We start from the raw sequence: 25,275 nt of genomic DNA, 5'->3' as shown, positions 1-25,275 counted from the left end.
CATGGGGACAGGCGCGATTTCGCTGCATCCATCGACCTCGAGCGCGGCTACAATGGGCGGCTCTTTTCGAATCGCAGTGCAGCATCGCCCATGCCCGTCCGCCAGTTACCCGAACAGGTCGTCAACCGCATCGCCGCCGGCGAGGTGGTCGAACGGCCCGCGAGCGTGGTCAAGGAGCTGGTCGAGAACGCGATCGATGCCGGCGCGAGCCGGGTCGACATCTTCACCGATGGCGGCGGCCGCCGGCGCATCGCCATCACCGATGACGGCGCCGGCATGACCGCAGCCGATCTTGCGCTTGCGGTCGAGCGCCACGCCACCTCCAAGCTCGACGACGAGGACCTGCTGCAGATCAGGACACTGGGCTTCCGCGGCGAGGCGCTGCCCTCGATCGGCTCGGTGGCGCGGCTCTCGATCACCACGCGCCACAAGAGCGAGCCGCATGCCTGGGCGCTCTCGGTCGACGGTGGCGTGAAGTCGAAGGTGATGCCGGCCGCGTTGAACCAGGGGACCAGGGTCGAGGTCAGCGATCTCTTCCATGCGACCCCGGCGCGGCTGAAGTTCCTGAAAACGGACCGCACCGAAGCGGAAGCGATCCGCGAGGTGGTGCGCAGGCTGGCGATGGCGCAACCCGATATCGCCTTTACGCTTGCCGGCGAGGAGCGTGCGCCCGTGACCTGGGCCGCGGCGCTGCCGGGAGCGCCGGGGCAGCTCACGCGGCTTGGCGACATCCTCGGCGCGGATTTCCGCAGCCATGCGATCGAGGTGCGGAGCGAACGAGACGGAGTGGTGGTCGAGGGCTTTGCCGCGGCACCGGCGCTGACCCGCGCCAACGCGCTTGGCCAGTATCTCTTCGTCAATGGCCGTCCGGTGCGCGACAAGCTGATCCTGGGCGCCGTGCGCGCCGCCTATGCCGATTACCTACCGCGCGACCGGCACCCGGTGGTGGCGCTGTTCGTCACGCTGGATTCCCGCGAGGTCGATGCCAATGTGCACCCCGCCAAGACGGAGGTGCGCTTCCGCAATGCCGGCCTGGTGCGCGCGCTGATCGTGCATGCGCTGAAAGAGGGGCTGGCGCGCGAGGGCCGGCGCACCGCGGCCAATGAGGGCGGCGCCACCATCACCGCATTCCGTCCCGCCTTCACGCCGCCGCCGCGTCCGGGCAATTGGGACTGGCGCAGTTCGCCATCGTTTCCGGCGGGCCCGATGGCCGCGCTGGCCGGCGCCGCAGCCAACGCCTTCGCCGAAGCGGGGCAGCGCGCCTTCGATGTCGGCGCCCCCACCGCCGATGTGCGGCTGCATGAGCAGCCCGCCCCGCTCGATCTGCTCGACCGTCCGCTGGGCGCGGCGCGCACGCAGATCCACGACACCTATATCGTGTCGCAGACCCGCGACGGGCTCGTCATCGTCGATCAGCACGCCGCGCATGAGCGCATCGTCTATGAGCGGCTGAAGGCCTCGCTCGCCGCGCATGGCGTGCAGCGGCAGATCCTTTTGATCCCTGATATCGTCGAGCTGGATGAAGCCACCGTCGAGCAGCTGCTCGCGCGGGTCGAGGAGCTGGCGTCGTTTGGCTTGGTCATCGAATCCTTCGGTCCCGGCGCCATCGCGATGCGCGAGACCCCATCGCTGCTCGGCAAGGTCGATGCAGCCGCGCTTTTGCGCGATCTCGCCGAGCACATGGAGGAATGGGGCGAGGCGCTGCCGCTGGAGCGGCGCCTGATGCATGTCGCCGCCACCATGGCCTGTCACGGCTCGGTGCGCGCGGGCCGCCGACTCAAACCGGAAGAGATGAACGCGCTGCTTCGCGAGATGGAGGACACGCCGAACTCCGGCCAATGCAATCACGGCCGGCCGACTTATGTCGAACTGAAATTATCGGATATCGAGAAGCTGTTCGGGCGGAGATAGCGGATCACGCGCGCAGGAATATGAACTCGGTATCGTCATAGGCGCGGCGCTCGAGCTCCTCGAAGCCATCAGGCGCTTTGAACGCGGCAGCCTTGGCCTCTTCGACCACGACCAGCGCCGATGGCACGAGCCAGCCGCCCTCGCGCAAGGAAGCGAGCGCCTTCTCAGCGAGGCCCTTGCCATAGGGCGGATCCAGAAAGATGAGCGAGAACGGCTCGATCGGATGCGCAGGGCCGAGATTGGTCGCATCGCGGCGATAGACCTTGGTGACACCGCCGAGCGCGAGCGCCTCGACATTGTTGCGGAGCAGCGCCCGCGCTTCCGCGCCATTGTCGACGAACAGCGCAAACGCAGCCCCGCGCGAGACCGCCTCGATACCGAGCGCACCGGTACCGGCGAAGAGGTCGAGCACCCGCGCGCCTTCGATCGGGTTGTCGTAGGCGTGGATCAGGATGTTGAAGACGGACTCGCGCAAGCGATCCTGCGTCGGACGGATCTCTCGCGAGGCAGGCGAGGCGATGTTGCGGCCCTTCAGCCGTCCCCCGACGACGCGCATCAGAACGTCCTATTCGTCCCGCGGCGCGAGATCGCGCTTGCCGTGATAGCCGCGCTTCGGCCGCCGCGGCGGGCCGGGGAAACGCGCCTCGGCCTCGTGGCGGGCACGCGCCTCCTCGCTGCCGGTCCGCTGCACCAGCACGCGGCGGCCCTTGCGATCGGCCACCACTTCCCGCTTGGCTTTCGGCTTCGGCGACGGCAGCGGTTCACGTTCTCCGCTTCCCGATTTGCTCTCCGCCGCCACTCCGAAATCGGCACCGGCCTGCGCAATCACCTTCTCGCCGAGCTGCTCGCGCAGCACCCGCGACTTGATCTCCTGCACCTCGCCCTCGCCGAGCTCGCCGAGCTGGAACGGTCCGTACGAGACGCGGATCAGCCGGTTCACCTCCAGCCCGAGATGCGACAACACGTTGCGCACCTCGCGGTTCTTGCCTTCACGGATCGCCACCACCAGCCAGACATTGGCGCCCTGGTCGCGCTCGAGCGTGGCCTCGATGGGCCCGTATTTGACGCCGTCGACCTCGACGCCTGCGGCGAGCTGATCGAGCTGCGCCTGCGTGACCTCACCATGGGCGCGGACGCGATAGCGGCGCATCCAGCCCGTTTCCGGCAGCTCCAGCACACGCGCCAGGCCGCCGTCATTGGTCAACAGCAACAGGCCCTCGGTGTTGAAGTCGAGCCGGCCGATCGAGATCAGCCGCGGCAACCCCTCCGGCAGATTGTCGAACACCGTCGGCCGCCCTTCGGGGTCGCTGTGCGTCGTCATCAGCCCGCGCGGCTTGTGATAGAGGAACAGTCGCGTGCGCTCGCGCTCCGGCAGTGGCGCACCGTCGACGGTGATTACATCATTCGCGGTGACGTCGAGCGCTGGCGAGTTGATCACCCGCCCGTTCACGGCGACGCGGCCCTGCGTGATCATCTCCTCGGCGTCGCGGCGCGAGGCAAGACCTGCCCGGGCCACCACCTTGGCGATCCTCTCGCCGGTCTTCTTGGACGTCGCCGGCTCAACAGCCGTGCGTGCACTGCGCTTGTCCGTGTCAGGCTTGCGTTCGCGATAGGGTCCGCGACCGCCAAAGGCCGGACGCTTGGCGAACACCTGACTATCATCCTCATTCTCACGGCGCGGCCGCTCGGCGAAACGGTCACCGCCACGGCCCTCGCTGCGCGGATGCTCCTGCCAGTCGCTGCGGCCGCGACTCGGCCGCTCGTCGCCCGCACGTTCGAAACGCGGACGGCCGAACTTCGGACGGTCCTCGCCCGTGCGCTCGGATCGCGGCCGGTCGAAATTGCGCGCGCCCTCCCGAGGCGGACGTGCGCTGCGCTCCGGACGATCCGCATCGGGCCCGCGTTTCTGCCAAGGCTTGCTGTCGCCACGGGATGGACGGTCACCAAAATTGCTGCGCGGACCGCGATCGCCTTTGCGGTCCGTCCAGGAGCTCTTGCGATCGCCGTCCGCACCGCGCGAGAACTTCTTGTCCCCACCGAATTTCCGCTCCGGCCGATCGCCGCTGCGGGGTGGACGGTCGCCAAAGCTTCGCTCTCCGCGGGGGCGATCGTTGCGGTCACCGCGCGGCGCGTAGGGGCGTTTGTCTCCGTCGCGGTCTCGCGAGGCGTAAGGCTTTCGCTCGCCAAATTTCCGCTCGGACGATCGGGCTGCGGGGCGGCCCTCATCGCGATTGGCGCGCGGCGTGTAAGGACGCTTATCGCCTCCACGATCGTCGCGGTCGAATTTCGGCCGGTCTCCGCGCGGCTTGAAGGCGCGCTTCTCGCCGTCCTCGCCGCGCGAGCGACGATCGGCGAACGGCCGGTCGCCCCGCGGACGTTCATCGCGGTTGAAGCGTGGCTTGTCGCCATAGGGACGGCGCGGCGCATCGGCGTCCTCGCGACGGCGCGGCGGTCGCCCCTCTCCGGCGGTGCGCTTACCGCCGTCGCGCTTGGCGGCGAAATCCTTGCCGCCGCCAGCGCCGCGCTTGGCGAACTTCTTCTCCGGTCCGCGAGCCGCGCCGGAACGGCCCTTGCCGCCATCAGACCGAGCCCGCTGAGGCCGATCACGCCGGCCGCGGGAGTCGTTGTCTTTATCGGTGTCGCGGGGCATGAAGGTCTCACTTCGAGGTACAGGACGGAAAGAGTGATACACGCGCTCTCAGCGGCGCATGTCACGCAAAAAACCGGGGTTCACTTGTGCTGAAGGCCAACCCAGTAGCAGACTTATCCAGGCAATACGAGCCATGAACACGCCTTCTTTCATGGATTTGGCGCTGGAAGCGGCCGAATCGGCCGCAAAGGCCGGCGAAGTCCCGATCGGCTGCGTGGTGGTACGGAACAACGCTGTCATTGCCACGGCCGCCAACCGGACCCTTACCGACCGCGATCCGACCGCCCATGCCGAGATGCTGGCGTTGCGCCAAGCGGCCCAGGTGATCGGCAGCGAGCGGCTGGTCGATTGCGATCTCTACGTCACGCTCGAGCCCTGCACCATGTGCGCCGGCGCGATCTCCTTCGCCCGCATCCGCAGGCTCTATTACGGCGCCGCCGATCCCAAGGGCGGCGCGGTGGAATCGGGCGTCCGCTTCTTTGCGTCGCCCACCTGCCATCATGCGCCGGAGGTCTATTCCACCGTCGGCGAGCAGGAGGCGGCGACGCTGCTGCGGGAATTCTTCAAGGCGAGGCGGTAAGGATGCCCTGCCTTCACTCTCTCGCCTTCTCCTGCTCGATGGCTTGCCAAGCGATGTCGCGGCGGCAAAAGCCATCGGCCCATTTGATGCGATCCACGGCCTGATAGGCGCGGGCCTGCGCTTCGGTGACCGTCTTGCCGGAAGCGCAGACATTGAGCACACGGCCGCCATTGGCCACGATCGTGGCATCCTTCGCCACCGTGCCGGCATGGAAGATCTCGACACCTTCGATCCTGGCCGCCTCGTCAAGTCCCTCGATGACGCTGCCCTTCTTGTAGTCGCCGGGATAACCCTTCGCCGCCATCACCACCGTCACTGCAGGCTCCCGGAACCAGCGCAGGTCGAAATTCTTCAACTGCCCGTCGTAGGCGGCGAGCATGGCCGGCACCAGGTCCGACATCAGTCTGAGCATCAAGACCTGGCATTCGGGATCGCCGAAACGAACGTTGTATTCGAACAGCTTCGGCCCCTGCTCGGTCAGCATCAGCCCGGCATAGAGGATGCCCTTGAACGGCGTGCCACGCGCCTTCATGCCCGCTATCGTCGGCAGAATGATGCGATCCATGATCTGGTCGTGGATGTCTGGCGTGACGAACGGCGTCGGCGAATAGGCGCCCATGCCGCCCGTATTCGGTCCCTCGTCATGGTCGAACACGCGCTTATGGTCTTGCGCCGAGGCCAGCGGGATCGCGGTCTCCCCATCACAGAGCGCGAAGAACGAAACCTCTCGTCCTGAAAGGAACTCTTCGATCACGACCTCGGCGCCGGCACTGCCGAATCCGCCGCCGAACATCATCTCGATGGCCGCTTCAGCCTCCGGCAACGTCTTCGCCACCACGACGCCCTTGCCGGCGGCGAGGCCATCTGCCTTGACCACGATCGGCGCGCCCTGCGCCCGCACATAGGCCAGCGCGTCGGCGGCGTTGGCGAAGCGGCGATAGGCGCCGGTTGGAATGTCGAACTCACGGCACAGATCTTTCGTGAACCCCTTCGATCCCTCGAGTTGCGCAGCCGATCTGCTCGGCCCGAACGCCTTGATCCCGGCAGCGGTGAGGTCGTCGACGATGCCGGCGGCCAGCGGCGTCTCCGGCCCGACCACGACCAGCGCCACGTCGTTCGCCCGGCAGAAGGCGATCACGGCCGCGTGGTCGCTGACATCGAGCGCGACGCATTCTGCCTCCTTCGCGATTCCCGCATTGCCGGGCGCACACCACAATCTGGTCACCAGGGGAGAGGCGGCGATCTTCCAGGCCAGGGCGTGTTCGCGGCCGCCGGAACCGATCAGGAGAATATGCATGTGTCGCGCCGTCGCTGTGGTGGAAGCGCCAGTGCGAAGCACGAATCGGCAGGATCTCGCAAGAGCCCCCCATTTCCACAGCGCCGACGGGCGGCACGCGGCAGAATATGATTGGCGACGCCGGCCCAAAATCCCTACGTTGGGGCTGCCCCAAACCCGAATCAGTTGCGATGCCGCCCGCAGAAGCCCTGCCCAACGCGCCCGAATTTACCGTTTCCGAGCTCTCCTCGGCGCTGAAGCGCACGGTCGAGGACCGGTTTGGTCACGTCCGGGTGCGCGGCGAGATCACCGGCTTCCGCGGTCCCCATTCCTCGGGCCACTGCTATTTTTCGCTCAAGGACGAGAACGCCAAGATCGAGGCGGTGATCTGGAAGGGCACCCACTACCGGATGCGCTTCAAGCCCCAGGAAGGGCTCGAGGTCATCGCCACCGGCAAGCTCACCACGTATCCGAACTCGTCGAAATACCAGATCGTGATCGAGGCGCTGGAGCCCGCCGGCATCGGCGCGTTGATGGCGCTGATGGAGGAGCGGAAGAAGAAGCTTGCTGCCGAAGGCCTGTTCGATCCGGCACGCAAACGACCCCTGCCCTGGCTCCCGGAGGTGATCGGCGTGGTCACCTCGCCTACCGGCGCAGTGATCCGCGATATCCTGCACCGGCTGGAGGACCGCTTTCCGCGTCGGGTCTTGGTGTGGCCGGTGAAGGTGCAGGGCGACGGCTCGGCCGAGCAGGTCGCAGCCGCCATCCGCGGCTTCAATGCGCTGCCGGAACACGGCCGCATCCCTCGCCCGGACGTGCTGATCGTCGCCCGCGGCGGCGGCTCGCTGGAGGACCTCTGGTCCTTCAATGAAGAGATCGTGGTCCGCGCCGCGGCCGAGAGCATGATCCCACTGATCTCGGCGGTGGGTCATGAGACGGACGTCACACTGATCGATTTTGCGTCCGACAAGCGCGCTCCGACGCCGACCGCCGCCGCCGAGATGGCGGTGCCGGTACGCAGCGATCTGATCCAGGAGATCGAGAGTCTCGCGCGACGCACCCGGATGTGCTGGCTCAGAGGCCAGGAGAACCGCCGCAACGAGCTGCGCGCCGCCGCGCGCGCTCTGCCGAATGCAGGCGACCTGCTGGCGATCCCGCGCCAGCGGTTGGACGCTGCGGCCGGCCGCCTGCCTCGCGCACTGAAGACCAACACCCACGTGCATTTCCGCCAGTTTGCCGCGGCGAGCGCCAGGCTGACCTTGCGGGTGCTGCATGCGCAGATCGGCCAAGCCGACCATCGTCTCGTGGTCGCCGCCGAACGGCTGTCGCTGTCGGCCCGTGCTTTGTTACACCGCCGGCGCGAGCGCTGTGACGGACTTTCCGCGCGTCTGAAGGCCTCCAAGTTCGCCAACGCGCAAGCGCAGCGCCAAAGAATCGGGCGCGACCGCGAACGCACCCAGCGTCTCGCAGAGCGCGCGCGACGCGCGCTTTCGACGTCGTTGCAGCGGCTTTCGGCCCGCATCGAGCAGAATGAGAAGCTGCTGGCGGCGCTATCCTATCGCAGCGTGCTGGCGAGGGGCTTCGCGCTGGTGCGGGACGGCGCCGGCCATCCGCTGCACAATGCCGCGAGCATCAACCCCGGTGCCGCACTCTCGATCGAGTTCGCCGACGGGCGTGTCGGGGCGACGGCCGATGGCGATCGGCCGACCACGGTCAGGCCCGAGGATCATCAAAGGACCACACGCGAAGCGCGGCCAGCATCGAAGCGCGTGTCGAAACCGGCCGGCCAAGGAAGCCTGTTTTAGACCATGATCCGGTTTCGGAGCATGATCCGGAGAAACGGCAACCAGTGCTCCCTCACGACAAAGGTCGAGCGCGCTTACGCAGAGATCACGCTCAGGCAAAGCGATGAGATCGGAATCCGATTCCGTCTCGCCGGATGATGATCCAGCAGCTCAGCGCGCGAGCCACTCGGCGACAAGCTTCTGCGCGTTGGCGCGTGCTTCCGGATCCGACCCGACATGGCCGCGCTCGGGTGTCCCGGCATCGGTACCAGCCAGCGCATGCACGGGCAGATTGACGCGGTCGAAATCGTGATAGGCGCCCGGATAGATCACGATCCGCGTCAGAGCGCTGCGGCCCCGCGCCCCCTCGATCATCTGCCGGCAGGCCGGCGGGGAGTAAACGTCATCCTTGCCCCCGATCAGGATCAAGGTCGGCACACGTGCGCTCCAGCCAAGGCCGGACGAGGCGCGGCAATCGGGATAAAACGCGATCGCCGATCGAAAGTCCGGCTCGACATGATCGGGCAGTTGCGGGCGCACCGCCCACAACATCGCGCTGGCACCGCTGCCCCATCCGAGCAAGCTGACGCGGTCGGGCATGGCCCAGGCCTGCTGCGCCAGCCACTTTCGTGCGGCGATGATGTCCGCGACGCGGTCGCGGCGACCGGTGATGTGGCGCTCCTTGACCCGGCATTGCGGCCCCAGTCCGCGCGAGCCATAGCTGTCGGGCAGCAGCACGGCCTTGCCGTCCTTGACCAGCTCTTCGGCCCAATCGCGATAGCGCGGCAACACCGACTCGGAGCGGCCGGACAGACCGCCGCAGCCATGCAGCGCGATCACGATCGGAAACGGCCCGGCCCCGGGGGGTTTGTACAGCTGCGCGTGCAGAACCACGCTGCCGGAGGGGATCTCGACTTCACCAGGCGGAGCTGACGACCCGGCATTTGCCGCCGAAAGGGCAGCACAGAGCAGCAGGACGACTGAGAGTGCGAGGGAGCGCATCGATTGGTGAGACGCGGGATCTGCGGCGGACCGTCCCCTAGCTAGCACGGGGTTTTGGCCAGAAGCATCACAAATCGGTGGGTTTGCGGAAGCGACAGGACGGCTTATCTATGCTAGATATCAATGAACAATCGGTTTTACCTGCTTGAGACGCAAGCGGTATTGGAGACAGTGGACGTGCTCAACAAGTTTGGCCCTTCGAGCCAGGGCGAAGCCCAGGTGCAGTATCTCGACGGCGATTTCCGCGTGATCTCGCCGGGGAGCTATGTACGCTGCGCCATTACCGACGTGCGGATTCCGCTGGACGAGCTCAAATATTGGAGTGTCGACCTGCAGGAGGCCTATGCGGTGCCCAGTGCCGTGCTGCAGCGGCATTTTCCCGGCGCATTGAAGGCGCAAGGCTGAGCAGCTGTCAGCCGAGCTGGACCAAGCCAAAGCTGGAACAGTGGCTGCCGAGGTGCAACTCAGCCTGCGTCCTGGAATCGTTTCTGACGCGATGAGAAGAGGCGAGCACTCAGAAAGTCTCGCAATCTCGCGACATCATCAAACTGGAGTGTCACCGGGAAGGCAGCGATCGCCCGCGCGGCCGGCGGCAACGCCCCGCCTCGGCGCAGCCGGGCCAGGTCCTTCTCCGTGGTGACCAGGGTTAGCCCGTCTTTTTCCGCCTCCGCGATCAGAGCGGTGATTTCATCGGCGGCGAAGGGGTGGTGATCCGCAAAGGCCCGCTCGCGTTGCACGTCGATGCCGGCTGCACGCAGGGTGCGGATAAAGCGCGCCGGATCGCCGATGCCGGCGAAGGCGAGCACTTGCTGGCCCTTCAAGGCGGTCACAATTTCCGCATCGGGTTGCAAGCTTGCCGCCAGCACGGGTTTGCCGGCCGACGCGATGGCCGCAGACACCGTATCGGCGGCGTGGCCCCGTCCGATCACGATCAGCGCATCCGTAGCAGCAAGCTGCGGCGGCAGCGGCGCGCGCAAGGGTCCTGCGGGAAACACCTTCGCATTGCCGAGCCCGCGCTCGCTGTCGATCACGATCAGCGCGACGTCCTTGGAAATGGCCGGATTCTGGAAACCGTCATCCATCAGGATCAGGCTCGCACCTTGTGACTTCGCCAGGGCGACACCGTCGATCCGGTTACGCGCCACCGCCACCGGCACATGGGCCGCCATCATCAGCGGTTCGTCGCCGACCTCCGCCGCGCTGTGCCTCGCCGGATCGACCATCACAGGACCCTGCAGCCGGCCGCCATAGCCTCGGCTCAGCACCACCGGCCGCTCGCCGAGATCGCGCAGGATATTCGTCAGCGCCAATACGGTCGGCGTCTTACCGGCGCCCCCGACATGATAGTTGCCGACACAGATCACCGGGATGCCGGCATCGAGACCTGCGCGCTGCAGCCGATGCGCGGCCACGGCGCCATAGAGGGCCGACAGCGGGGAAAGCAGGTGGGATTGCCAGGAGGATGGCCGGTGCCAGAAGGCCGGCTCACGCACTGGCGGCTCCCATCTCGAGTTGGACCTGCAACAGATACGGCTCCAGCGCCGCGAGCGTGCGCTCCAGCGCACCGCCGAGCTGCTCGACGACGCGCCCTCCCGCCGACGCCAGCGCCTGCCGCGCCTCCTGATCCGCCAACAGCTGGCCGAGCTGCCGCACCAGGGCTTCCTGTCCATCGGCGAGCCGTGCACCGCCGGCGGCATCCAGCGCCTCGTAGACGTCGCTGAAGTTGAAGACATGCGGTCCGTGTACGATCGCAGCCCCCAGCTTCACGGCCTCGATCGGGTTCTGGCCACCATGAGCAACCAGCGACCCGCCCATGAACACGATCGGCGCCAACCGATAGAACAGGCCAAGTTCGCCCATCGTATCCGCGACGTAGATGCCGGTCGCGGCGTGCGGCAGCTCCTCGCGGGAGCGCAAGCCGACCTGCACGCCGGATGCGGCAACCAAATGCGCGATGGCGACGCCACGATGGGGGTGCCGCGGCACGATCACGGTGAGCAGCCCGGGAAAGAACCCGGACAGCGTCTTGTGCGTGGCGATCAGGATCTCGTCCTCGCCTGGATGGGTGGAGGCAGCCACGATCATCGGACGCCCCCGCATCGTCGCCATCAGCCGCTCGAACTTGGCCGGATCAGCCGGGGGCGCCGGCACGTCGAGCTTGAGATTACCTGTCGTCACCACATTGCGGCCGCCAAGCGCGATGAAACGCTCCGCGTCGGCTTTCGATTGTGCGAGGCAAACATCGAACCGGCCGAGCAGCGCCGAAATCGTGCCCGACATCCGGCGCCAGCGCGGAAACGACCGCGGCGACATGCGGCCGTTGATCAACACCATGGAGAGCCGCCGCGCCGCCCCGGCCAGAATCAGATTGGGCCACAGATCGGATTCGATGAACAGCGCAAGCGAGGGTCGCCAATGGTCGAGGAACCGTTCCACGAAGCGTGGCGAATCGTAGGGGACGTATTGGTGAATGACATCGGGCGGAAAGCGCTTGGCCACGATCGCAGCGGAGGTCACCGTGCCCGACGTAATGAGAATGCGCAAATTCAGCGCCCGCAGCCGCTCGATCAAGGCCGCCGCTGCCAGCACCTCGCCCACGCTGGCGCCATGAATCCAAACCAGCGGCCCCTGCGGCCGCAGATCATGGCTGAGCCCGCGCCGTTCCTCGGTGCGGGCCGGATCTTCCTTGCCACGTTTCAGGCGCTGCCTGATCACGGCGGGCGCGAACGGTGCCGCCGCCGAGGACAATCCGCGGTAGACGCGCAATGCCATCGGCAGCGTGTTAGGCACCGGATGCTCCCTGAGGACAATCTTGAGGTCGGCCGATGATCTCGTAGGCGCGGCGCGTGCATTCGTTCAGCGTCGCCTCGAGGTCCAGGCGAAGCTGTTCCATGGTCGCGGCATCTGCGTCAGGGGGCACGCTGATTTCCTTGATCCCCACCAATGCGCCGCGACCGAATGGCAAATTGATGGTGGTGCTGTCCCAATTCTTCAGCCGGATGAAACGGCTGGTGACCATCGCAAACGGCATGATCGGTCGTCCCGATTCCCGCGCCAGCATGATGATGCCGAGGCCCGCCGCCCGTGCGCGCTTCGGCACGTCGGCAGTCAGTGCAACGTTATAGTTCTCATCGAGCGCGCGCACCATCTCCTTGAAGGCTCCGACCCCGCCTTTGCGGTGGAAGGCCGCGCCATGGTCGCCCGAGCCCCTGATCGTGCCGACGCCGAGCCGCTCGACGGCGATCGCGTTGAATTCGCCGTCCCGATGCCGCGAGATCAGGACCTTGGCGCGGTAGCTCGCCTTGGTCTTGATAAACGGCGTCATGAAGTGCTGGCCGTGCCAGAACGCGAAGATCGCCGGCATCTGCGGTTCGACGATGTCGTAGACGTCCGGCGGCTCATAGGTGAAGCGGTTGGTCAGCCACACCAGGCGAAGATACTCGGCCGCGAGGAAGCCCACAGCACGCTGAAACCAGTTGCTGCGCAGCGTATTACGAATGAGTTGCTTCAAGTCGCGGGCTTTGCGTCGTGACCCGGGTCGAGCAGGCGGTGCAGATGCACGATGAAGTAGCGCATGTGCGCGTTGTCGACGGTCTGTTGTGCCTTGGCTCTCCACGCCGCATAGGCGGTCGCGTAATTCGGGAACACCCCGACGATATCAACCTTATCGAGATTCTTGAATTCGTTCGTCTCGAGGCTGACGAGCTCGCCACCAAGAACGAGGTGAAGCAGCTGCTGAGGGGCGCTATCTGGCATAATGGCAGTTCCTAATTCCGCGCCTGGTGTCCCGGCGCTGACATTCATAGTGCGACGAATGTCAAATCCACCGCACTAACAGGCGGCGACTTGAACGGCGCAGATCGAAGGCTCAAGGCTTGGACGCTTCTCGAAAATGCGTGACGATTTCAGCATGTCGATCGCGTCCTGCTGCTACCAGCACCCCGTGCGCCACATCCCGACGATTATAGAGGATCGGATCGCCGGACAATGCGGTCATTTTACCATTCGCTTCCTGCACGATCAAATGCGCCGCCGCAAGATCCCAATCGCGGCTTTGTCCGCCTGCAAAAGCAGCATCGAGTGCGCCATGCGCGACACGGCACAGCCGCAGTGCTAACGAGCCGATTCGCGGATGAGGTTCAATCCGGGCTGTTCCGGACACAAGCTTTTCAACCAGCGGTTTCGGACCCGCCATGCGCGAGACGTCGAGCACGCTGCCTGCGGAGGCGCTGACAAGCTCGCCATTGCGGATGGTGCCCTGCCCGCGCGCAGCGAAGAAGAACTCGTCGGTCACGGGAACGAACACCGCCGCCAGGATCGGCGCCGAATCCTCGACCAGGGCTACGCTGACACACCAATCGTCGCGGCCACCGAGATAAGAGCGCGTGCCATCGATGGGATCGACGATCCAGACCCGCCGTTTGCCGAGGCGCGCCTCGTCGTCGACACTCTCCTCCGAAAGCCAGGCATATTCGGGGGTCGCCGCGCGCAGCCGGCTTTCCAGGAGGTCGTTGACCGCAATATCGGCTTCCGAAACCGGCGACGAGGCCCCCTTGGTCCACCTCCGCAAATCCGTTCCGAACAGCGACAGCGCGAGCCGGCCAGCGTCTCGCACCGCGTGCTTCAGGAGCTCGGCATCGCGCAGCAAGCTTTGTGCGTCGGAAGGTTCGAGATCAGCGGCCGCCAAGCGTCAATCCTTCGACGCGCACCGTCGGCGCATTGACGCCGTAGCGGAATTCCAGATCGTTGGCGGGCACCATCGACTTGAATATCTCGAACAGATGGCCGGCGATCGTCACCTCGCTGACAGCATAGGTCGCCTTGCCATTCTCGATCCAGAAGCCGGAGGCGCCGCGGCTGTAGTCGCCGGTCACGCCGTTGACGCCCGAGCCGATCAGATCGGTGATGTAGAAGCCCTGCTTGATGTCGGACATCAGTTCGGCCGGGCTGACGCTGCCGGCTTCCAGATGCAGATTGTAGGGCCCCGGGGATGGGGAGGAGGAAACGCCCCGATGCGCGTGACCGGTGGTGACCAGGCCAAGCTCGCGCGCGGTCCCGGAATCGAGCAGCCATGTCGTCAGTACGCCGTCATCGACAAGCGCCGTGGTCTTGACCCTGACGCCCTCGGCATCGAAGGGCTGCGAACGAAGCCCGCGCTTGCGCAAAGGATCGTCGATGATGCGGATGCCCTTGGCGAACAATTGCGCGCCAAGCTTGTCCTTCAGAAAGCTGGTCTTGCGCGCGATCGAGGCGCCATTGATGGCCCCGACGAGATGGCCGACCAGCGAGCCCGAGGCGCGCGGATCGAACACGACCGGCACCTGGCAGGTCTCGACCTTGCGCGGATTGGCACGCGCGACCGCGCGCTCCCCGGCATTGCGCCCGACCGTCCCAGGCGGCAGCAGATCAGCACCGTGCGGTGCGGACGTGTAGTCATAATCCCGCTCCATGCCGGTCCCCTCGCCGGAGATCGCGGTGGTCGAGATGCTCTGGCTGGAGCGCAGATAGGCGCCACGGAAGCCGGCGCTGGTCACCAGCACCATGCCGCCAATGCCTGCCGCGGCCGAGGCGCCGCCTGACCTTGTCACGCCTTTCACCGCGAGTGCCGCAGCTTCGGCCTCCTGCGCCCGGCGCTCCAGTTCCGCGGTCGACGGGATATCCGGATCAAGCAGATCGAGGTCGGGGAAATCGCGCGACAGCAGCGCCGGATCGGCGAGACCGACATATTTGTCGTCGGGCGCGACGCGCGCCATCGCGACTGCGCGTTCGGCAAGCCGGGCCACGCCGTCGCCGCTGACATCGTTGGTCGAGACCACCGCCTGGCGCTGGCCCACGATCACACGCAGGCCGACGTCATCGCCTTCCGAACGTTCCGACTCCTCGACGCGGCCATCGCGCACCTCGACTCCTTGCGAAACGCCGCGCACCGCGATCGCATCGGCCGCATCCGCGCCAGCCTTGCGCGCCGCCTCGACGAGGCGTTCAGCCAATGCACTGAGCGCAGATTGATCGAGCAGATCGCTCTGGGCGGCTTTCGTGGGCGAAGTAGCTGACGGTGAAGAGGTCACGAACAGGATCCCAATGGGTACGGGTGGCGCCGAGACGGCTCTATTGAGACAAATGTGCGCGACGGCCGCCGACTTCAAGCTGATGAGGCCGATTACGCGTCGGATTGTCGGCAACTCGGCAAGGCTTCGTCAATCATGCAAGCCAAGCTCTTGTCAATCATGCCAGCAAGAGCATGCCTCGTCACGTCTGATTAACCAGGCTTTTTAAGCAGAAACGGGCGGGAGCCGTGGCAAGGTCACACGCATCGACCGGGAACATAATCCTGGCGGGGAGATCAAGCCGTGAGGCGTCAAACAGCAACAGGCGGAAGCAATTCCGCTGGGTCGGGCCGCAGCCTGCGGCTCGACCCTCCTTCCCTGCCCGTCTCGTTTTCCACGCACGATATCCGTGCCGATGGCGGCGTACGGCAGGTCGAACTTCATCGCGAGCGCGTCGTGCTGCGTCGCGCCGTGCGCGGCATGCGGATGGCGGTGAATGTTCGGGTCAGCGACTTCCGCGGCATCGCATTGCGCGAGGCCGATAGCGTGCACATGCTGGTGCTGGTGCACCGCGACCCCTCGCTCAGCGTGCCGCTTTGCATCAGTGCCGATGACGACGAGATCGAAGCCGCCTGGACGATGTGGAGCGAAATCTTCGCGCTGCCCCAACTGCAGGACACCACAAAGGAAGCGGCCCCGCGCCGCCGCCGCCGTAATGCGATCCGTTCGCGCCGCCCGCGTTTCCTGATGCGCCGCCGCGTCGGTGACCTGCTGAACGGCGCGACGATCCATCGCGGTGAGCGCGAGATCATCGCCCGGGATTGAGTTACACCAGCGACCGCAGCACCGCATCGGCCACGAGGCCGGCGAACAGGAACAGCCCGGCGTCACGGTTCGAATAGAATACCCGCTTGCACAGCGCTGTGTCGGAGATGTCGAGCCGACGGATCTGCGAGCCGAGTTGCACCGCAAAGGCGGCAAGACCGACCCAAGCCGCGACGTGAGAGCCGGCCGACAGCAGCGACGCGCCAATCAGCACGACGGCAAGTGTGTAGAGGATCGCCAGGGCGCGATACGTGCGCGCGCCGAACAGCCGAGCCGTCGACTTGATGCCGATCAGCGCGTCGTCCTCGATGTCCTGATGCGCATAGATCGTGTCATAGCCGATCACCCAGAAGATCGAGCCGGCATAAAGCAGAAACGCCGTTGCATCGAGCCGCGCGAAAGCGACGGCAAATCCCATCAGCGCGCCCCAGGAGAAGGCGAGCCCGAGCACGGTCTGTGGCCACCAGGTGATGCGTTTCATGAACGGATAAATCGCAACAATCAGCAGCGAGGCGATCCCGGTCACAATCGCGAACCGGTTGAACTGCAGCAGCACGATCAGTCCGATCAGCGCCTGCGCGACCAGAAACACCAGCGCCTGCTTGACACTGATCTGGCCGGCCGGAATCGGCCGGGACCGCGTGCGTTCCACCTTGGCATCGAGGTCGCGATCGGTGATGTCGTTCCAGGTGCAGCCCGCCCCGCGCATCACGAAAGCGCCGATGAAGAACAGCGCGATCCAGAGCGGCAACCGGATAAGATCGTGTGCAATGCCTGAGGCCAGTGCGGCCGACCACCAGCACGGCATCAACAGCAGCCATGAACCGATCGGCCGATCGTAGCGCGCGACTCTAAGATAGGGCCGCGCCCATGGCGGCGCCGCCGTATCGACCCAATTGCCGGTCGCGTCAGCAACGCGTACGGCCGCGTCGCTCATCGCGTCAGAACGTTGCCGGTCAAGGTATCGAACGCCGATCCGCCCTTCTTGGCCGTGTTGGCTTCGGGCAGCGAGGCCGAAGACCCCAGCACGTCGCTCAAGGTGGGACCGGCCGGCCCGCGCTGCTGCATCTGCTGGGCGACGTTGCAGACCTTCTTCTGCAGCGCCTCGGTGTTCTTATGGCCAGCCTTCAGTTGATCGGCGATCTGGGACGGAATACCGCAGCCCGCGGCATGCGCATCGACATATTTGATCATCTTCAGTTCGGCAGCACCGAAATTGCCGATCAGCTTGCAAGCCTCCTCGGGAGAGGCGTGGCGGTCACTCGCCGCCTTGATCAGCTTTCCGCGCCGTTCCGCTTCCTCGCGCAGCGGAAGAAAATCCTTCATGCAGGTGTCTGACGGACCGCCCTGCGGACGAGCCATTGGCGACGAGAAGCCGCCGCCTCCCCCAAAGGGAGCGGTACCGGCGCTCGGGAACGGGCTCGCCGGCGCGGCGGCGCTGGCGCCGGAATTGCCGTTGACAGGGGGAAAAGGTGAACTGCTGGTCTGCGTCTGGCCCGGCAGCGGCGCAGGAAACGCGCTCTGCGCGACCGCCTGCCCCGCAAACAGGGGCACAGCGGCGACGGCGAGCGGCATAATCAGGCTGCGAATGATCAAGGCTGGTTCTCCGGCAAGACCAAGCTGTCCTTCAAGCTTCCGGATCAAAGCGCGATCGGATTCAGGGGCTTTTACGATTCCTCTCACTTGTAAACAACCGCCGAATTCGTGAGCAACGCGGCGCAGAGGCGCAGTCCACCGGCCAAAAGGACCGTTTCGGACCCAAACCGACCCGTGTGAACTGCGATCAGAGTTCAGGCAGGCGAATCGCCGCCGCCAGGTTCGAGGGTTCAGCATTGTCCTTGGTCACCATGGACTGTACCACCATCCCAAAACGGACGGGCTCGATCAACGAAGCACGGTCACCGGGCTCTACAGGCGCCCGCTGTGTCAGCGTGCAGACCTTCTTCATCAGCGCCACGGTGCTCTCATGGCCCACCCGGAGCTGATTGGTGATCTTGGCCGGAATCCCGCAGGTCTCGGCATGTGCCACAGCAAAATCGATCATTTTGCTCTGGGCCAATTCGTAGTCATGCACCAGCCGGCAAGCTTCCGCATTTGGCGCATGCCGCTCGCCCGCCGCTCTCATCAGCCTGCCGCGGAGCAGCGTTTCGTCGCGCAAGGGCGTGAACTCCTTGAGGCAGCTTTCGGGCGGCTTGAAACCGCCGGCGAGCGGGCGCGACGGTGCCACGGCCGGAGGCGACGGATTGCCGGTCTGGGCAGTCCCTGGTGATGACCCTTGCGCCGAAGCCTGGCCAGCCAGCGCTAGCGCAGCGAGGGCCACCAGCGGTTTCAACGAACGTCTGATCATCAACTCGGTCCTCCGCCCGGGCATCATGCGCTCCCGGACGCCCTCGGAAGAAGGCCTGCGGGTCACAATCGATTTTGGCGAGGAATAGAGCTTGAGAAATCTGTCAGGAGCGCGGCGCGGCTTGGTTCCGCATTGCCGGCCCATGATTGCCGGCTCATGGCCCGCATGCATCTGCGCGGAAATCGCGTCGCCGCGCCGTTGAGGTCTTATTTTATGCTTTCGAAATCCCCGGTCGGCCCATTGGGAGGCCAAACGCGAGTCGGGGCCGTCGGCGCCGGACCCAGCATGTCTGGGCCCGCCTTTCCCGCCGGTTGTTGCGTCACTTGCTCCGCCAGCGCGCAGACCTTCTGCAGTAGCCGCTTCGTGTTCTCGTGACCGCTCTTGAGCTGATCGGAGACCTGAACGGAAATTCCGCAAGCGTGTGCGTGGGTCTCGACATATTTGACCATCTTGGCTTCCGCCTGCTCGAAGCTTCCGATCAACCGGCAGGCTTCGTCGGGCGGCGCGTGGCGATCGCTCGCCGCCTTGATCAGCCTGCTGCGCTGCTCGGCTTCCCCTCGCAGAGAAACCAACTCCACCGTGCAGTCGTCGCTCGGGGCGGCAGCTGGCGCGCTGCTGCCGGAAAAAGGGCTATCGAGAAAACCGATGGAGCCGTTGCCGGCATCTTTGCTCGGGGAGAACGTCGGATCGCTCGTCTGGGCCTGATTCGGCAGAGGCGCAGGAAAAGTGTCTTGGGCCAGGGCCTGTTGGCATCGGATGATTCCCACAGAGATGAGCAGCAGAATCAGCAAGCGAAGGGTCAAGGCGCGCTCCGAGCCCGATCGAGATTTCCGCAACGCGCGCTATTCGCGCTACAAGTGTGCGTCCGAGATCATCTTACCTCGTTCCAGCCAGCCCGAACAACCGCATGCCGAACTACGATTTCTCCGCTCCGCGCCTGTTCATCGATGCGTCCTTGAGCACCGGCCAGGTGATCACGCTGGAACGCGACCAGAGCAACTATCTCGGCAATGTCCTGCGGCTGTCCGCAGGCGATGCCGTCCTGGTGTTCAACGGACGCGACGGCGAATGGCGCGCGGCGATTGCCGGCCGCAAGCGTGCCGAGCAACTGACCATCCAGGAGCAGATGCGGCCACAGGACCACCTGCCCGACGTGGCCTATGTCTTTGCGCCGCTGAAGCACGCCCGCCTCGATTACATGGTGCAGAAGGCGGTGGAAATGGGCGCCAGCCGACTGCAGCCGGTCATCACGCGCTTTACCCAGGTCTCGCGGGTCAATAGCGAGCGCATGCGGGCCAATGTGGTCGAGGCCGCCGAACAATGCGGCATTCTCAGTCTCGCCGAGGTGGCCGACCCGGTGCCGCTCGCGCGCTTCCTTGCCCAGCGTCCGCCCGAACGGCTGCTGGTGTTCTGTGACGAGGCCGCTGAGGTCGCGAGCCCGCTTCAGGCTCTCCACGCCGCCGGCGCACCGGCCACCGGCATCGATTTACTGATCGGACCGGAAGGCGGCTTCGCCGACGAGGAACGGGCCTTGCTGCTCCGGCAGCCGCGACTGGCCCGGCTTGCGCTGGGACCGCGCATCTTGCGGGCAGATACCGCTGGCGTCGCTGCGCTCGCCCTGATTCAAGCGGTCCTTGGCGATTGGCAGGGCGACATCCGTTAAGACCGCCGCGAAGAGTCCGGCCGGAGCGACCCGTTCCCTGTCGAAACCGCGGATGTGGCATGCTAAGGGGGCCGCGCGCCCGGCCGGGCGCTACCCGAGTTTTGGAACCTTGAAGACGATGACCGGATCCGCCACTCCCGGAACCGCCGCCTGGGCGGACACGCTGCTGCAATCCCTTGCCCAGGCCGGCTATGTCAGGGCCGAGCCGGCCATCCTGCAGCCCGCCGAGCCGTTCCTGGACCTTTCGGGCGAGGATATTCGCAAGAGCCTGTACCTCACCACCGACGCAAGCGGCGAGGAACTGTGCCTGCGTCCCGACCTGACCATCCCCGTCGCCCGCGATTATCTCAGCTCGCCGCAGTCCGGCCAATCGGCCGGTTTCAGCTACCTCGGACCGGTGTTCCGCTACCGCGACGGTCGCCGCAGCGAATTCCTGCAGGCGGGCGTCGAATCCTTCGGCCGCCACGACCGTGCCGAGGCGGATGCCGAGATGCTGGCGCTCGCACTCGAAGCCGTCACAGCCGTCGGGATCAAAGACGTTGAGATCCGGACCGGCGATGTTGCGTTGTTCATCGCGCTGATTGACGCGCTCGATCTTTACCCCGTCTGGCGCCGCCGGCTGATCAAGGATTTTAATCGCAAGATCACGCTGGAACAGGATCTGGAACGGCTCGCCCTCGCCTCGTCGACGGTCCGTAACGAATATGAGGGCGTGCTGGCCGCGCTTGCCGGCAGCGACCGCAAGGCGGCGCTGGCGCTGGTGACGGACATGATGTCGATCGCGGGAGCCACCGCCGTCGGCGGCCGCACCGTGGCCGAGATTGCCGACCGCTTCCTCGAACAATCGACCTTGAAGGGCGGCGCCCTGCCCCGCGACGCCCTCAATCTGATCAAGCGATTTCTTGCCATCAGCGGCGCTCCGGACGAAGCCATCGCGACCTTGCGGAGCTTGGCCGGCGAGGCCAAGCTCGACGTCGGCGCCGCCATCGATCAGCTCGAAGCGCGGGTCGGCTTCATGGCCAAGCGCGGCATCGACGTGAAAACGATCCGCTTTGCCACTGCATTCGGACGGGGCCTGGACTACTACACGGGTTTCGAATTCGAGCTGCATCGCAAGGGGGGCGGCCCCGAGCCGCTGGTCGCCGGCGGGCGCTATGATGGGCTGCTGAGCCAGCTCGGCGCGCCGACGCCGATTCCCGCGGTCGGCTTCTCGATCTGGGTCGAAACGCTGACGCAAGCGAATGCTTCGCGTGCCGCCTCGCGCGGGAGAGTATCATGAGCGGTCCCCTTGTCGTCGCCGTCCCGTCCAAGGGACGCCTGCAGGAAAACGCCGAAGCGTTCTTCGCTCGGGCCGGCCTGACCTTGTCCAAGCCCGGCGGCGCCCGCGACTATCGCGGCACGATCGCCGGCCTGGACAATGTCGAGATCGCCTACCTTTCGGCCAGCGAGATCGCCTCACAGCTCGCGCGCGGCGCCGTCCATCTCGGCGTCACCGGCGAGGACCTGCTCCGCGAGAGCATCGTGGATGCCGACAGACGCGTGCTGCTGATCGACACGCTCGGCTTCGGCAGCGCCAATGTCGTCGTCGCCGTGCCGCAGGCCTGGATCGACGTTCGCACCATGGCCGACCTTGACGACGTCACCACCGGCTTTCGCGCCCAGCACGACCGGCGCATGCGGGTCGCGACCAAATATATCAACCTCACCCGCAGCTTCTTCGCCGCCCATGGCGTGGTGGATTACCGCATCGTCGAAAGTGCAGGCGCCACTGAAGGCGCGCCGGCCGTCGGAACGGCCGAGCTGATCGTGGACATCACCACCACGGGCGCCACCCTCGCCGCCAACGGGCTGAAGGTCCTCGACGACGGGGTGATCCTGCGCAGCCAGGCCAACCTGGTCGCCTCGCGCGAGGCCGATTGGTCGGAGGGGCCGCGCGAGAGCGCCCGGGTGATCCTCGACCACATCCACGCCCGCGCGCGCGCCAGCAAATACCGCGAGGTGCGCACCCGCTTCAAAGGCTGTGACGCCGCCATGCTCACCGAGGCCCACAACCGCTTCGGCGTGGTCGCCCCGTTCGGCGGCCCGACCTCGTCAGGGATGCTGACCCTTCATTGCCCGCCCGGGCAGATCTACGCGCTCGGCACCTTCCTGCGCAGCCATGGCGCAGAGACCGTGTCGGTCGCTGCGCTCGACTATGTGCTGGACCGCGAAAATCCCCTGTTCGCGAAACTCGAAGCCTTCCTGCGGTCATAAGTCGCCGTTCATCGTAGCGACAGGTCGTCGCGCCTACCATATGTTGAGGCTATGACCCGGGGGCCTGGGAACCTGACCGATGATGCTGGGTACTGACGTTTCGGATCTTTCGACGACCAAGGCCGATGCCGCGGCGCAGGGGCTGTCGATCGTGATCCCTGTCTACAACGAAGCGGCCGGACTGGTCGCGCTGCATGAGCGTCTCAACGGCTTGGCGCGCACGCTCCGGCAGCGCTTCGGGCTGCCGTGCGAAGTGGTCTATATCGACGACGGCAGCACCGACAATACGCTCGCGGTCGCGCGCAACCTCTCCGCCGACGCGTTCGACGTGCAGGTGATTTCGCTGTCGCGCAATTTCGGCAAGGAAGCCGCGCTGATGGCGGGGCTCGATCATGCCCGGCGCGGCGCCGTGATGTTCATGGATGGCGACGGACAACACCCGCCGGCACTGGTCGAGCAACTCGTCGCGCACTGGATCAATGACGGCTACGATGTCGTCTATACCGCCAAAGCCCACCGCGACAACGAGCCTTTGCTGCGCCGGGTCGCCGTGCACGGCTTCTACGCGCTGATCAATTGGGGCGCGCGGCAGAAGATCCCGGAGGACGCCGGCGATTTCCGCCTGTTGTCGCCGCGCGCGGTGGCCGCCTTGCGGCAGCTTCCCGAGCGCAACCGTTTCTTCAAGGGGCTTGCGAGCTGGATCGGCTTCCGCCAGATCCGGGTCGATTATGAACCGGCGCCGCGCGCGCACGGCGTCACCACGTTCAACCTGATGCGGCTGCTCGGGCTGTCGATCGAGGGCCTGACCTCGTTCTCGGTGGCGCCGCTGCGATTTGCCAGCCTGCTCGGGCTGCTGCTGGCGACGGCGGCCTTCCTGTTCGGTCTGTCGATCCTGTGGGAGACCTTGACGACGGGCAAGTCCGTGCCGGGCTATCCGTCCCTCGTGGTCGGACTGATGACGATCGGCGGCGTCCAGCTGATCATGATCGGCATCATGGGCGAATATATCGGCAAGATCCTATCGGAGTTGAAGGCACGCCCGATCTACTTCGTCGCCGAGCACAACGAGAAGCGCGCGGCGGATGCAGCCGCCGGCCGGCCCGAAAGGACTGCGGCTGAATGAGCGAGGCACACCGGCGCATCTGGCTGTGCGCCGATGATTACGGCATCAGCCCGGGCGTGAACCGCGCCATTCGCGACCTGATCGGGCGCGGCCGGCTGAATGCGACGTCGGTGATGACGGTCGGCCCGGCCATCGGCCGCGACGAGGTCGCCGAACTGCGCAAGGTCGCGGCTGACAGCGCGCGCTGCGCGATCGGCCTGCACGTGACCCTGACCGCGCCGTTTCGTCCGCTGACGATGCATTTTCGTCCGCTCCACGGCGGGCTGTTTCCGCCGTTTCCGAAGCTGCTCCGCACCGCGCTCATGCGTCGCATCGATCCTGAGATCATCCGCGCCGAAGTGATGGCGCAACTGACTGCGTTCGGCGAACTGTTCGGACAGGCGCCGGACTTCGTCGACGGCCATCAGCACGCGCAGCTCTATCCGCGAGTCAGCGAAGGCTTCCTGGCGGCGGTCAAGCATGCGGCGCCGTCGGCCTGGGTGCGGCAGGGCGGCCGCAATGCGCCGCTGTCGCAGAGTTTGCGATCACCGAAGGCGCTCGTGCTCGACATGCTCAGCGCCCGATTCCGGCAGCGCGCGGCGCGTGCCGACATCACCTTCAATCCCGCCTTCGCGGGGGCCTACGACTTCACCCGCGATTCCGACTTCGGCGCGCTGATGGGTGGCTTTCTCGCCGGCTTGCCCGAACACGGTCTCGTGATGTGCCATCCCGGCTTCGTCGATGACGTCCTGATCGAGCTCGACCCGCTGACCGTGCAGCGCGAGCATGAGCACAGCTATCTCGCCGGCGAACAATTTCCCGACCTGCTTGCCGAACACGGCGTGCGGCTGGATTGACGACGCTGCCGTGAACGCGGCGGTCACTTTGACGCATACAGAAATTTAATCCGCCCCCCACTAGCTGCCACATAAACCGCCCTTAGATTCTTGGCCGCGCTTCGCCAGACGAGGCGGCAGGAGGATCTGATGACACCGCAAGAACGCCAACTGATCGACGATCTGTTCGACCGGCTTGCAAGGCTGGAGAGTGCACCGCGTGATCCGGAGGCCGCCGCCGCTATCTCCCAGGGACTGCAGCGCGCACCGCACGCGGTCTATCCCCTGGTGCAGACCGTGCTGGTGCAGGACGAAGCGCTGAAGCGGGCCAATGCGCGAATCGAAGAGCTGGAGCAGCAGGCGCAGGCGCCGCAGCAGAGCCAGTCCGGCGGCTTCCTGGACTCGATGCGTGAGACGATCTTCGGCTCCGGCCAATCCCGCGGCTCGGTCCCCAACGTTCCGCCTCCAAGTGCCCCTAGCCGGCCGGTGTGGAACAGCGGCCAGGCGATGCCCCAGGGGCAACCCGGCTATTACGGTCAGGGCGGCTACGGCCAGAGCGCCGGCTACGGCCAGGGCGGCGCCTACGGTCAAGGCGGCTACAGTCAGCCGCAAGGCGGTATCTTCGGCGGCGGCGGGGGCTCGTTCCTCGGCACGGCTGCAGCCGCGGCGGCCGGCATGGTCGGGGGCTCGCTGCTGTTGGGCGGCATCCGCAACATGATGGGCGGCGGCCAGCATCAGGCCTTCGGCGACACCACCATCATCGAGGAACGTCCTGGATCGAGCTCGCCCTGGAGCGATCAGTCCAACAGTTCGCTGGCGCGCGATGCCGGCATCGACGATATCGGCCGCTCCGGCGACAGCGGCCGCTCCGGCCTGTTCGACCAGGCCTCTAATGATGACAATGATCGCGACGACATGGATGCGGATGCCGGCGATTATGACAATGGCGGTGACGACGGCAGCGACTACGCGTAATAGCCCCTCCCTCTGCTAAGAAAA

General features: G+C 65.9%; 25 protein-coding genes. 11 read left to right on the top strand and 14 right to left on the bottom strand.

Going from position 1 to position 25,275, the window contains the following annotated elements:
* Positions 1–90 precede the first annotated feature (90 nt).
* Positions 91–1,911, top strand: coding sequence for a DNA mismatch repair endonuclease MutL (gene mutL / locus QX071_RS33050; protein WP_315706657.1), 1,821 nt, complete (start codon positions 91–93; stop codon positions 1,909–1,911).
* Between the two features lie 4 nt (positions 1,912–1,915).
* On the opposite strand, the gene rsmD is transcribed toward mutL, so the two are convergent.
* Positions 1,916–2,467 carry a 16S rRNA (guanine(966)-N(2))-methyltransferase RsmD gene (gene rsmD / locus QX071_RS33045; RefSeq protein ID WP_315706656.1) on the bottom strand — a complete coding sequence of 184 codons (552 nt, stop codon included), beginning with the start codon at positions 2,465–2,467 and terminating at the stop codon, positions 1,916–1,918.
* 9 nt (positions 2,468–2,476) lie between these two features.
* Positions 2,477–4,561: a pseudouridine synthase gene (locus QX071_RS33040; RefSeq protein ID WP_315706655.1), complete on the bottom strand. Its 2,085-nt coding sequence runs from the start codon at positions 4,559–4,561 to the stop codon at positions 2,477–2,479.
* 133 nt (positions 4,562–4,694) lie between these two features.
* Between QX071_RS33040 and tadA the strand changes: the two genes are divergently transcribed.
* Entirely contained in the window at positions 4,695–5,141 is a 447-nt protein-coding gene (gene tadA / locus QX071_RS33035) for a tRNA adenosine(34) deaminase TadA (protein WP_315706654.1), read from the top strand.
* A 13-nt stretch (positions 5,142–5,154) separates the two neighbouring features.
* Here tadA and purD read toward each other — a convergent pair whose 3' ends face one another.
* The gene (gene purD, locus QX071_RS33030) at positions 5,155–6,438 is read right to left on the bottom strand and encodes a phosphoribosylamine--glycine ligase (protein WP_315706653.1); all 1,284 of its coding nucleotides are present in this window, start codon (positions 6,436–6,438) and stop codon (positions 5,155–5,157) included.
* Between the two features lie 170 nt (positions 6,439–6,608).
* On the opposite strand from purD, the gene xseA reads away from it, so the two are divergent.
* Positions 6,609–8,222 carry an exodeoxyribonuclease VII large subunit gene (gene xseA, locus QX071_RS33025; protein WP_315706652.1) on the top strand — a complete coding sequence of 538 codons (1,614 nt, stop codon included), beginning with the start codon at positions 6,609–6,611 and terminating at the stop codon, positions 8,220–8,222.
* A 150-nt stretch (positions 8,223–8,372) separates the two neighbouring features.
* On the opposite strand, the gene QX071_RS33020 is transcribed toward xseA, so the two are convergent.
* Positions 8,373–9,203, bottom strand: a complete 831-nt coding sequence (locus QX071_RS33020) for a dienelactone hydrolase family protein (RefSeq protein WP_315706651.1) — start codon at positions 9,201–9,203, stop codon at positions 8,373–8,375.
* Positions 9,204–9,380: 177 nt separating this feature from the next.
* On the opposite strand from QX071_RS33020, the gene QX071_RS33015 reads away from it, so the two are divergent.
* Positions 9,381–9,608: a DUF2093 domain-containing protein gene (locus tag QX071_RS33015; protein WP_315706650.1), complete on the top strand. Its 228-nt coding sequence runs from the start codon at positions 9,381–9,383 to the stop codon at positions 9,606–9,608.
* A 59-nt stretch (positions 9,609–9,667) separates the two neighbouring features.
* On the opposite strand, the gene lpxK is transcribed toward QX071_RS33015, so the two are convergent.
* From lpxK to QX071_RS32985, 6 genes are all read right to left on the bottom strand, one after another.
* Positions 9,668–10,696 carry a tetraacyldisaccharide 4'-kinase gene (lpxK, locus tag QX071_RS33010; RefSeq protein ID WP_315706649.1) on the bottom strand — a complete coding sequence of 343 codons (1,029 nt, stop codon included), beginning with the start codon at positions 10,694–10,696 and terminating at the stop codon, positions 9,668–9,670.
* On the bottom strand, positions 10,689–11,993 hold the full coding sequence (locus tag QX071_RS33005) for a 3-deoxy-D-manno-octulosonic acid transferase (protein ID WP_315706648.1): 1,305 nt from the start codon (positions 11,991–11,993) through the stop codon (positions 10,689–10,691). Before QX071_RS33005 ends, lpxK begins: the two co-directional genes overlap by 8 nt.
* Positions 11,986–12,714, bottom strand: a complete 729-nt coding sequence (locus QX071_RS33000) for a lysophospholipid acyltransferase family protein (protein ID WP_315706647.1) — start codon at positions 12,712–12,714, stop codon at positions 11,986–11,988. Before QX071_RS33000 ends, QX071_RS33005 begins: the two co-directional genes overlap by 8 nt.
* Positions 12,711–12,959, bottom strand: a complete 249-nt coding sequence (locus QX071_RS32995) for a DUF4170 domain-containing protein (protein ID WP_315706646.1) — start codon at positions 12,957–12,959, stop codon at positions 12,711–12,713. The genes QX071_RS33000 and QX071_RS32995 overlap by 4 nt, the downstream gene beginning before the upstream one ends.
* Positions 12,960–13,071: 112 nt before the next feature.
* Positions 13,072–13,890: a 3'(2'),5'-bisphosphate nucleotidase CysQ gene (locus QX071_RS32990; protein ID WP_409977588.1), complete on the bottom strand. Its 819-nt coding sequence runs from the start codon at positions 13,888–13,890 to the stop codon at positions 13,072–13,074.
* On the bottom strand, positions 13,877–15,271 hold the full coding sequence (locus QX071_RS32985; protein ID WP_315706645.1) for a TldD/PmbA family protein: 1,395 nt from the start codon (positions 15,269–15,271) through the stop codon (positions 13,877–13,879). The genes QX071_RS32990 and QX071_RS32985 overlap by 14 nt, the downstream gene beginning before the upstream one ends.
* A gap of 282 nt (positions 15,272–15,553) precedes the next feature.
* Here QX071_RS32985 and QX071_RS32980 point away from each other — a divergent pair, with 282 nt between their 5' ends.
* The gene (locus QX071_RS32980) at positions 15,554–16,075 is read left to right on the top strand and encodes a DUF6101 family protein (RefSeq protein WP_315706644.1); all 522 of its coding nucleotides are present in this window, start codon (positions 15,554–15,556) and stop codon (positions 16,073–16,075) included.
* Position 16,076: 1 nt separating this feature from the next.
* Here the strand turns inward: QX071_RS32980 and ubiA are convergent, their stop codons facing one another.
* The 4 genes from ubiA to QX071_RS32960 form a co-directional block, all read right to left on the bottom strand.
* Positions 16,077–17,012, bottom strand: coding sequence for a 4-hydroxybenzoate octaprenyltransferase (gene ubiA, locus QX071_RS32975; RefSeq protein ID WP_315706643.1), 936 nt, complete (start codon positions 17,010–17,012; stop codon positions 16,077–16,079).
* Positions 17,009–17,650 (bottom strand): hypothetical protein, encoded by a 642-nt coding sequence (locus tag QX071_RS32970; protein ID WP_409977593.1) that lies wholly within the window; start codon positions 17,648–17,650, stop codon positions 17,009–17,011. The genes ubiA and QX071_RS32970 overlap by 4 nt, the downstream gene beginning before the upstream one ends.
* A gap of 208 nt (positions 17,651–17,858) precedes the next feature.
* Positions 17,859–18,233, bottom strand: a complete 375-nt coding sequence (locus tag QX071_RS32965) for a hypothetical protein (protein WP_315706642.1) — start codon at positions 18,231–18,233, stop codon at positions 17,859–17,861.
* A gap of 395 nt (positions 18,234–18,628) precedes the next feature.
* On the bottom strand, positions 18,629–19,225 hold the full coding sequence (locus QX071_RS32960) for a hypothetical protein (RefSeq protein ID WP_315706641.1): 597 nt from the start codon (positions 19,223–19,225) through the stop codon (positions 18,629–18,631).
* A 104-nt stretch (positions 19,226–19,329) separates the two neighbouring features.
* On the opposite strand from QX071_RS32960, the gene QX071_RS32955 reads away from it, so the two are divergent.
* From QX071_RS32955 to QX071_RS32930, 6 genes are all read left to right on the top strand, one after another.
* Positions 19,330–20,085 carry a 16S rRNA (uracil(1498)-N(3))-methyltransferase gene (locus QX071_RS32955; RefSeq protein WP_315706640.1) on the top strand — a complete coding sequence of 252 codons (756 nt, stop codon included), beginning with the start codon at positions 19,330–19,332 and terminating at the stop codon, positions 20,083–20,085.
* Between the two features lie 118 nt (positions 20,086–20,203).
* Positions 20,204–21,364, top strand: coding sequence for an ATP phosphoribosyltransferase regulatory subunit (locus tag QX071_RS32950; protein WP_315706639.1), 1,161 nt, complete (start codon positions 20,204–20,206; stop codon positions 21,362–21,364).
* Positions 21,361–22,338, top strand: a complete 978-nt coding sequence (hisG, locus tag QX071_RS32945) for an ATP phosphoribosyltransferase (RefSeq protein ID WP_315706638.1) — start codon at positions 21,361–21,363, stop codon at positions 22,336–22,338. The genes QX071_RS32950 and hisG overlap by 4 nt, the downstream gene beginning before the upstream one ends.
* A gap of 79 nt (positions 22,339–22,417) precedes the next feature.
* Positions 22,418–23,461 carry a glycosyltransferase family 2 protein gene (locus QX071_RS32940; protein WP_315706637.1) on the top strand — a complete coding sequence of 348 codons (1,044 nt, stop codon included), beginning with the start codon at positions 22,418–22,420 and terminating at the stop codon, positions 23,459–23,461.
* The gene (locus QX071_RS32935; RefSeq protein ID WP_315706636.1) at positions 23,458–24,297 is read left to right on the top strand and encodes a ChbG/HpnK family deacetylase; all 840 of its coding nucleotides are present in this window, start codon (positions 23,458–23,460) and stop codon (positions 24,295–24,297) included. Before QX071_RS32940 ends, QX071_RS32935 begins: the two co-directional genes overlap by 4 nt.
* A 129-nt stretch (positions 24,298–24,426) precedes the next feature.
* Positions 24,427–25,251, top strand: coding sequence for a DUF2076 domain-containing protein (locus tag QX071_RS32930; protein ID WP_315706635.1), 825 nt, complete (start codon positions 24,427–24,429; stop codon positions 25,249–25,251).
* Positions 25,252–25,275 lie beyond the last annotated feature (24 nt).

It is taken from the genome of Bradyrhizobium sp. SZCCHNS1022 (assembly GCF_032484835.1).
Lineage (GTDB): Bacteria > Pseudomonadota > Alphaproteobacteria > Rhizobiales > Xanthobacteraceae > Bradyrhizobium.
Note: the sequence above shows the minus strand (reverse complement) of the source record. Positions and strands in the feature narration are given on the sequence as shown.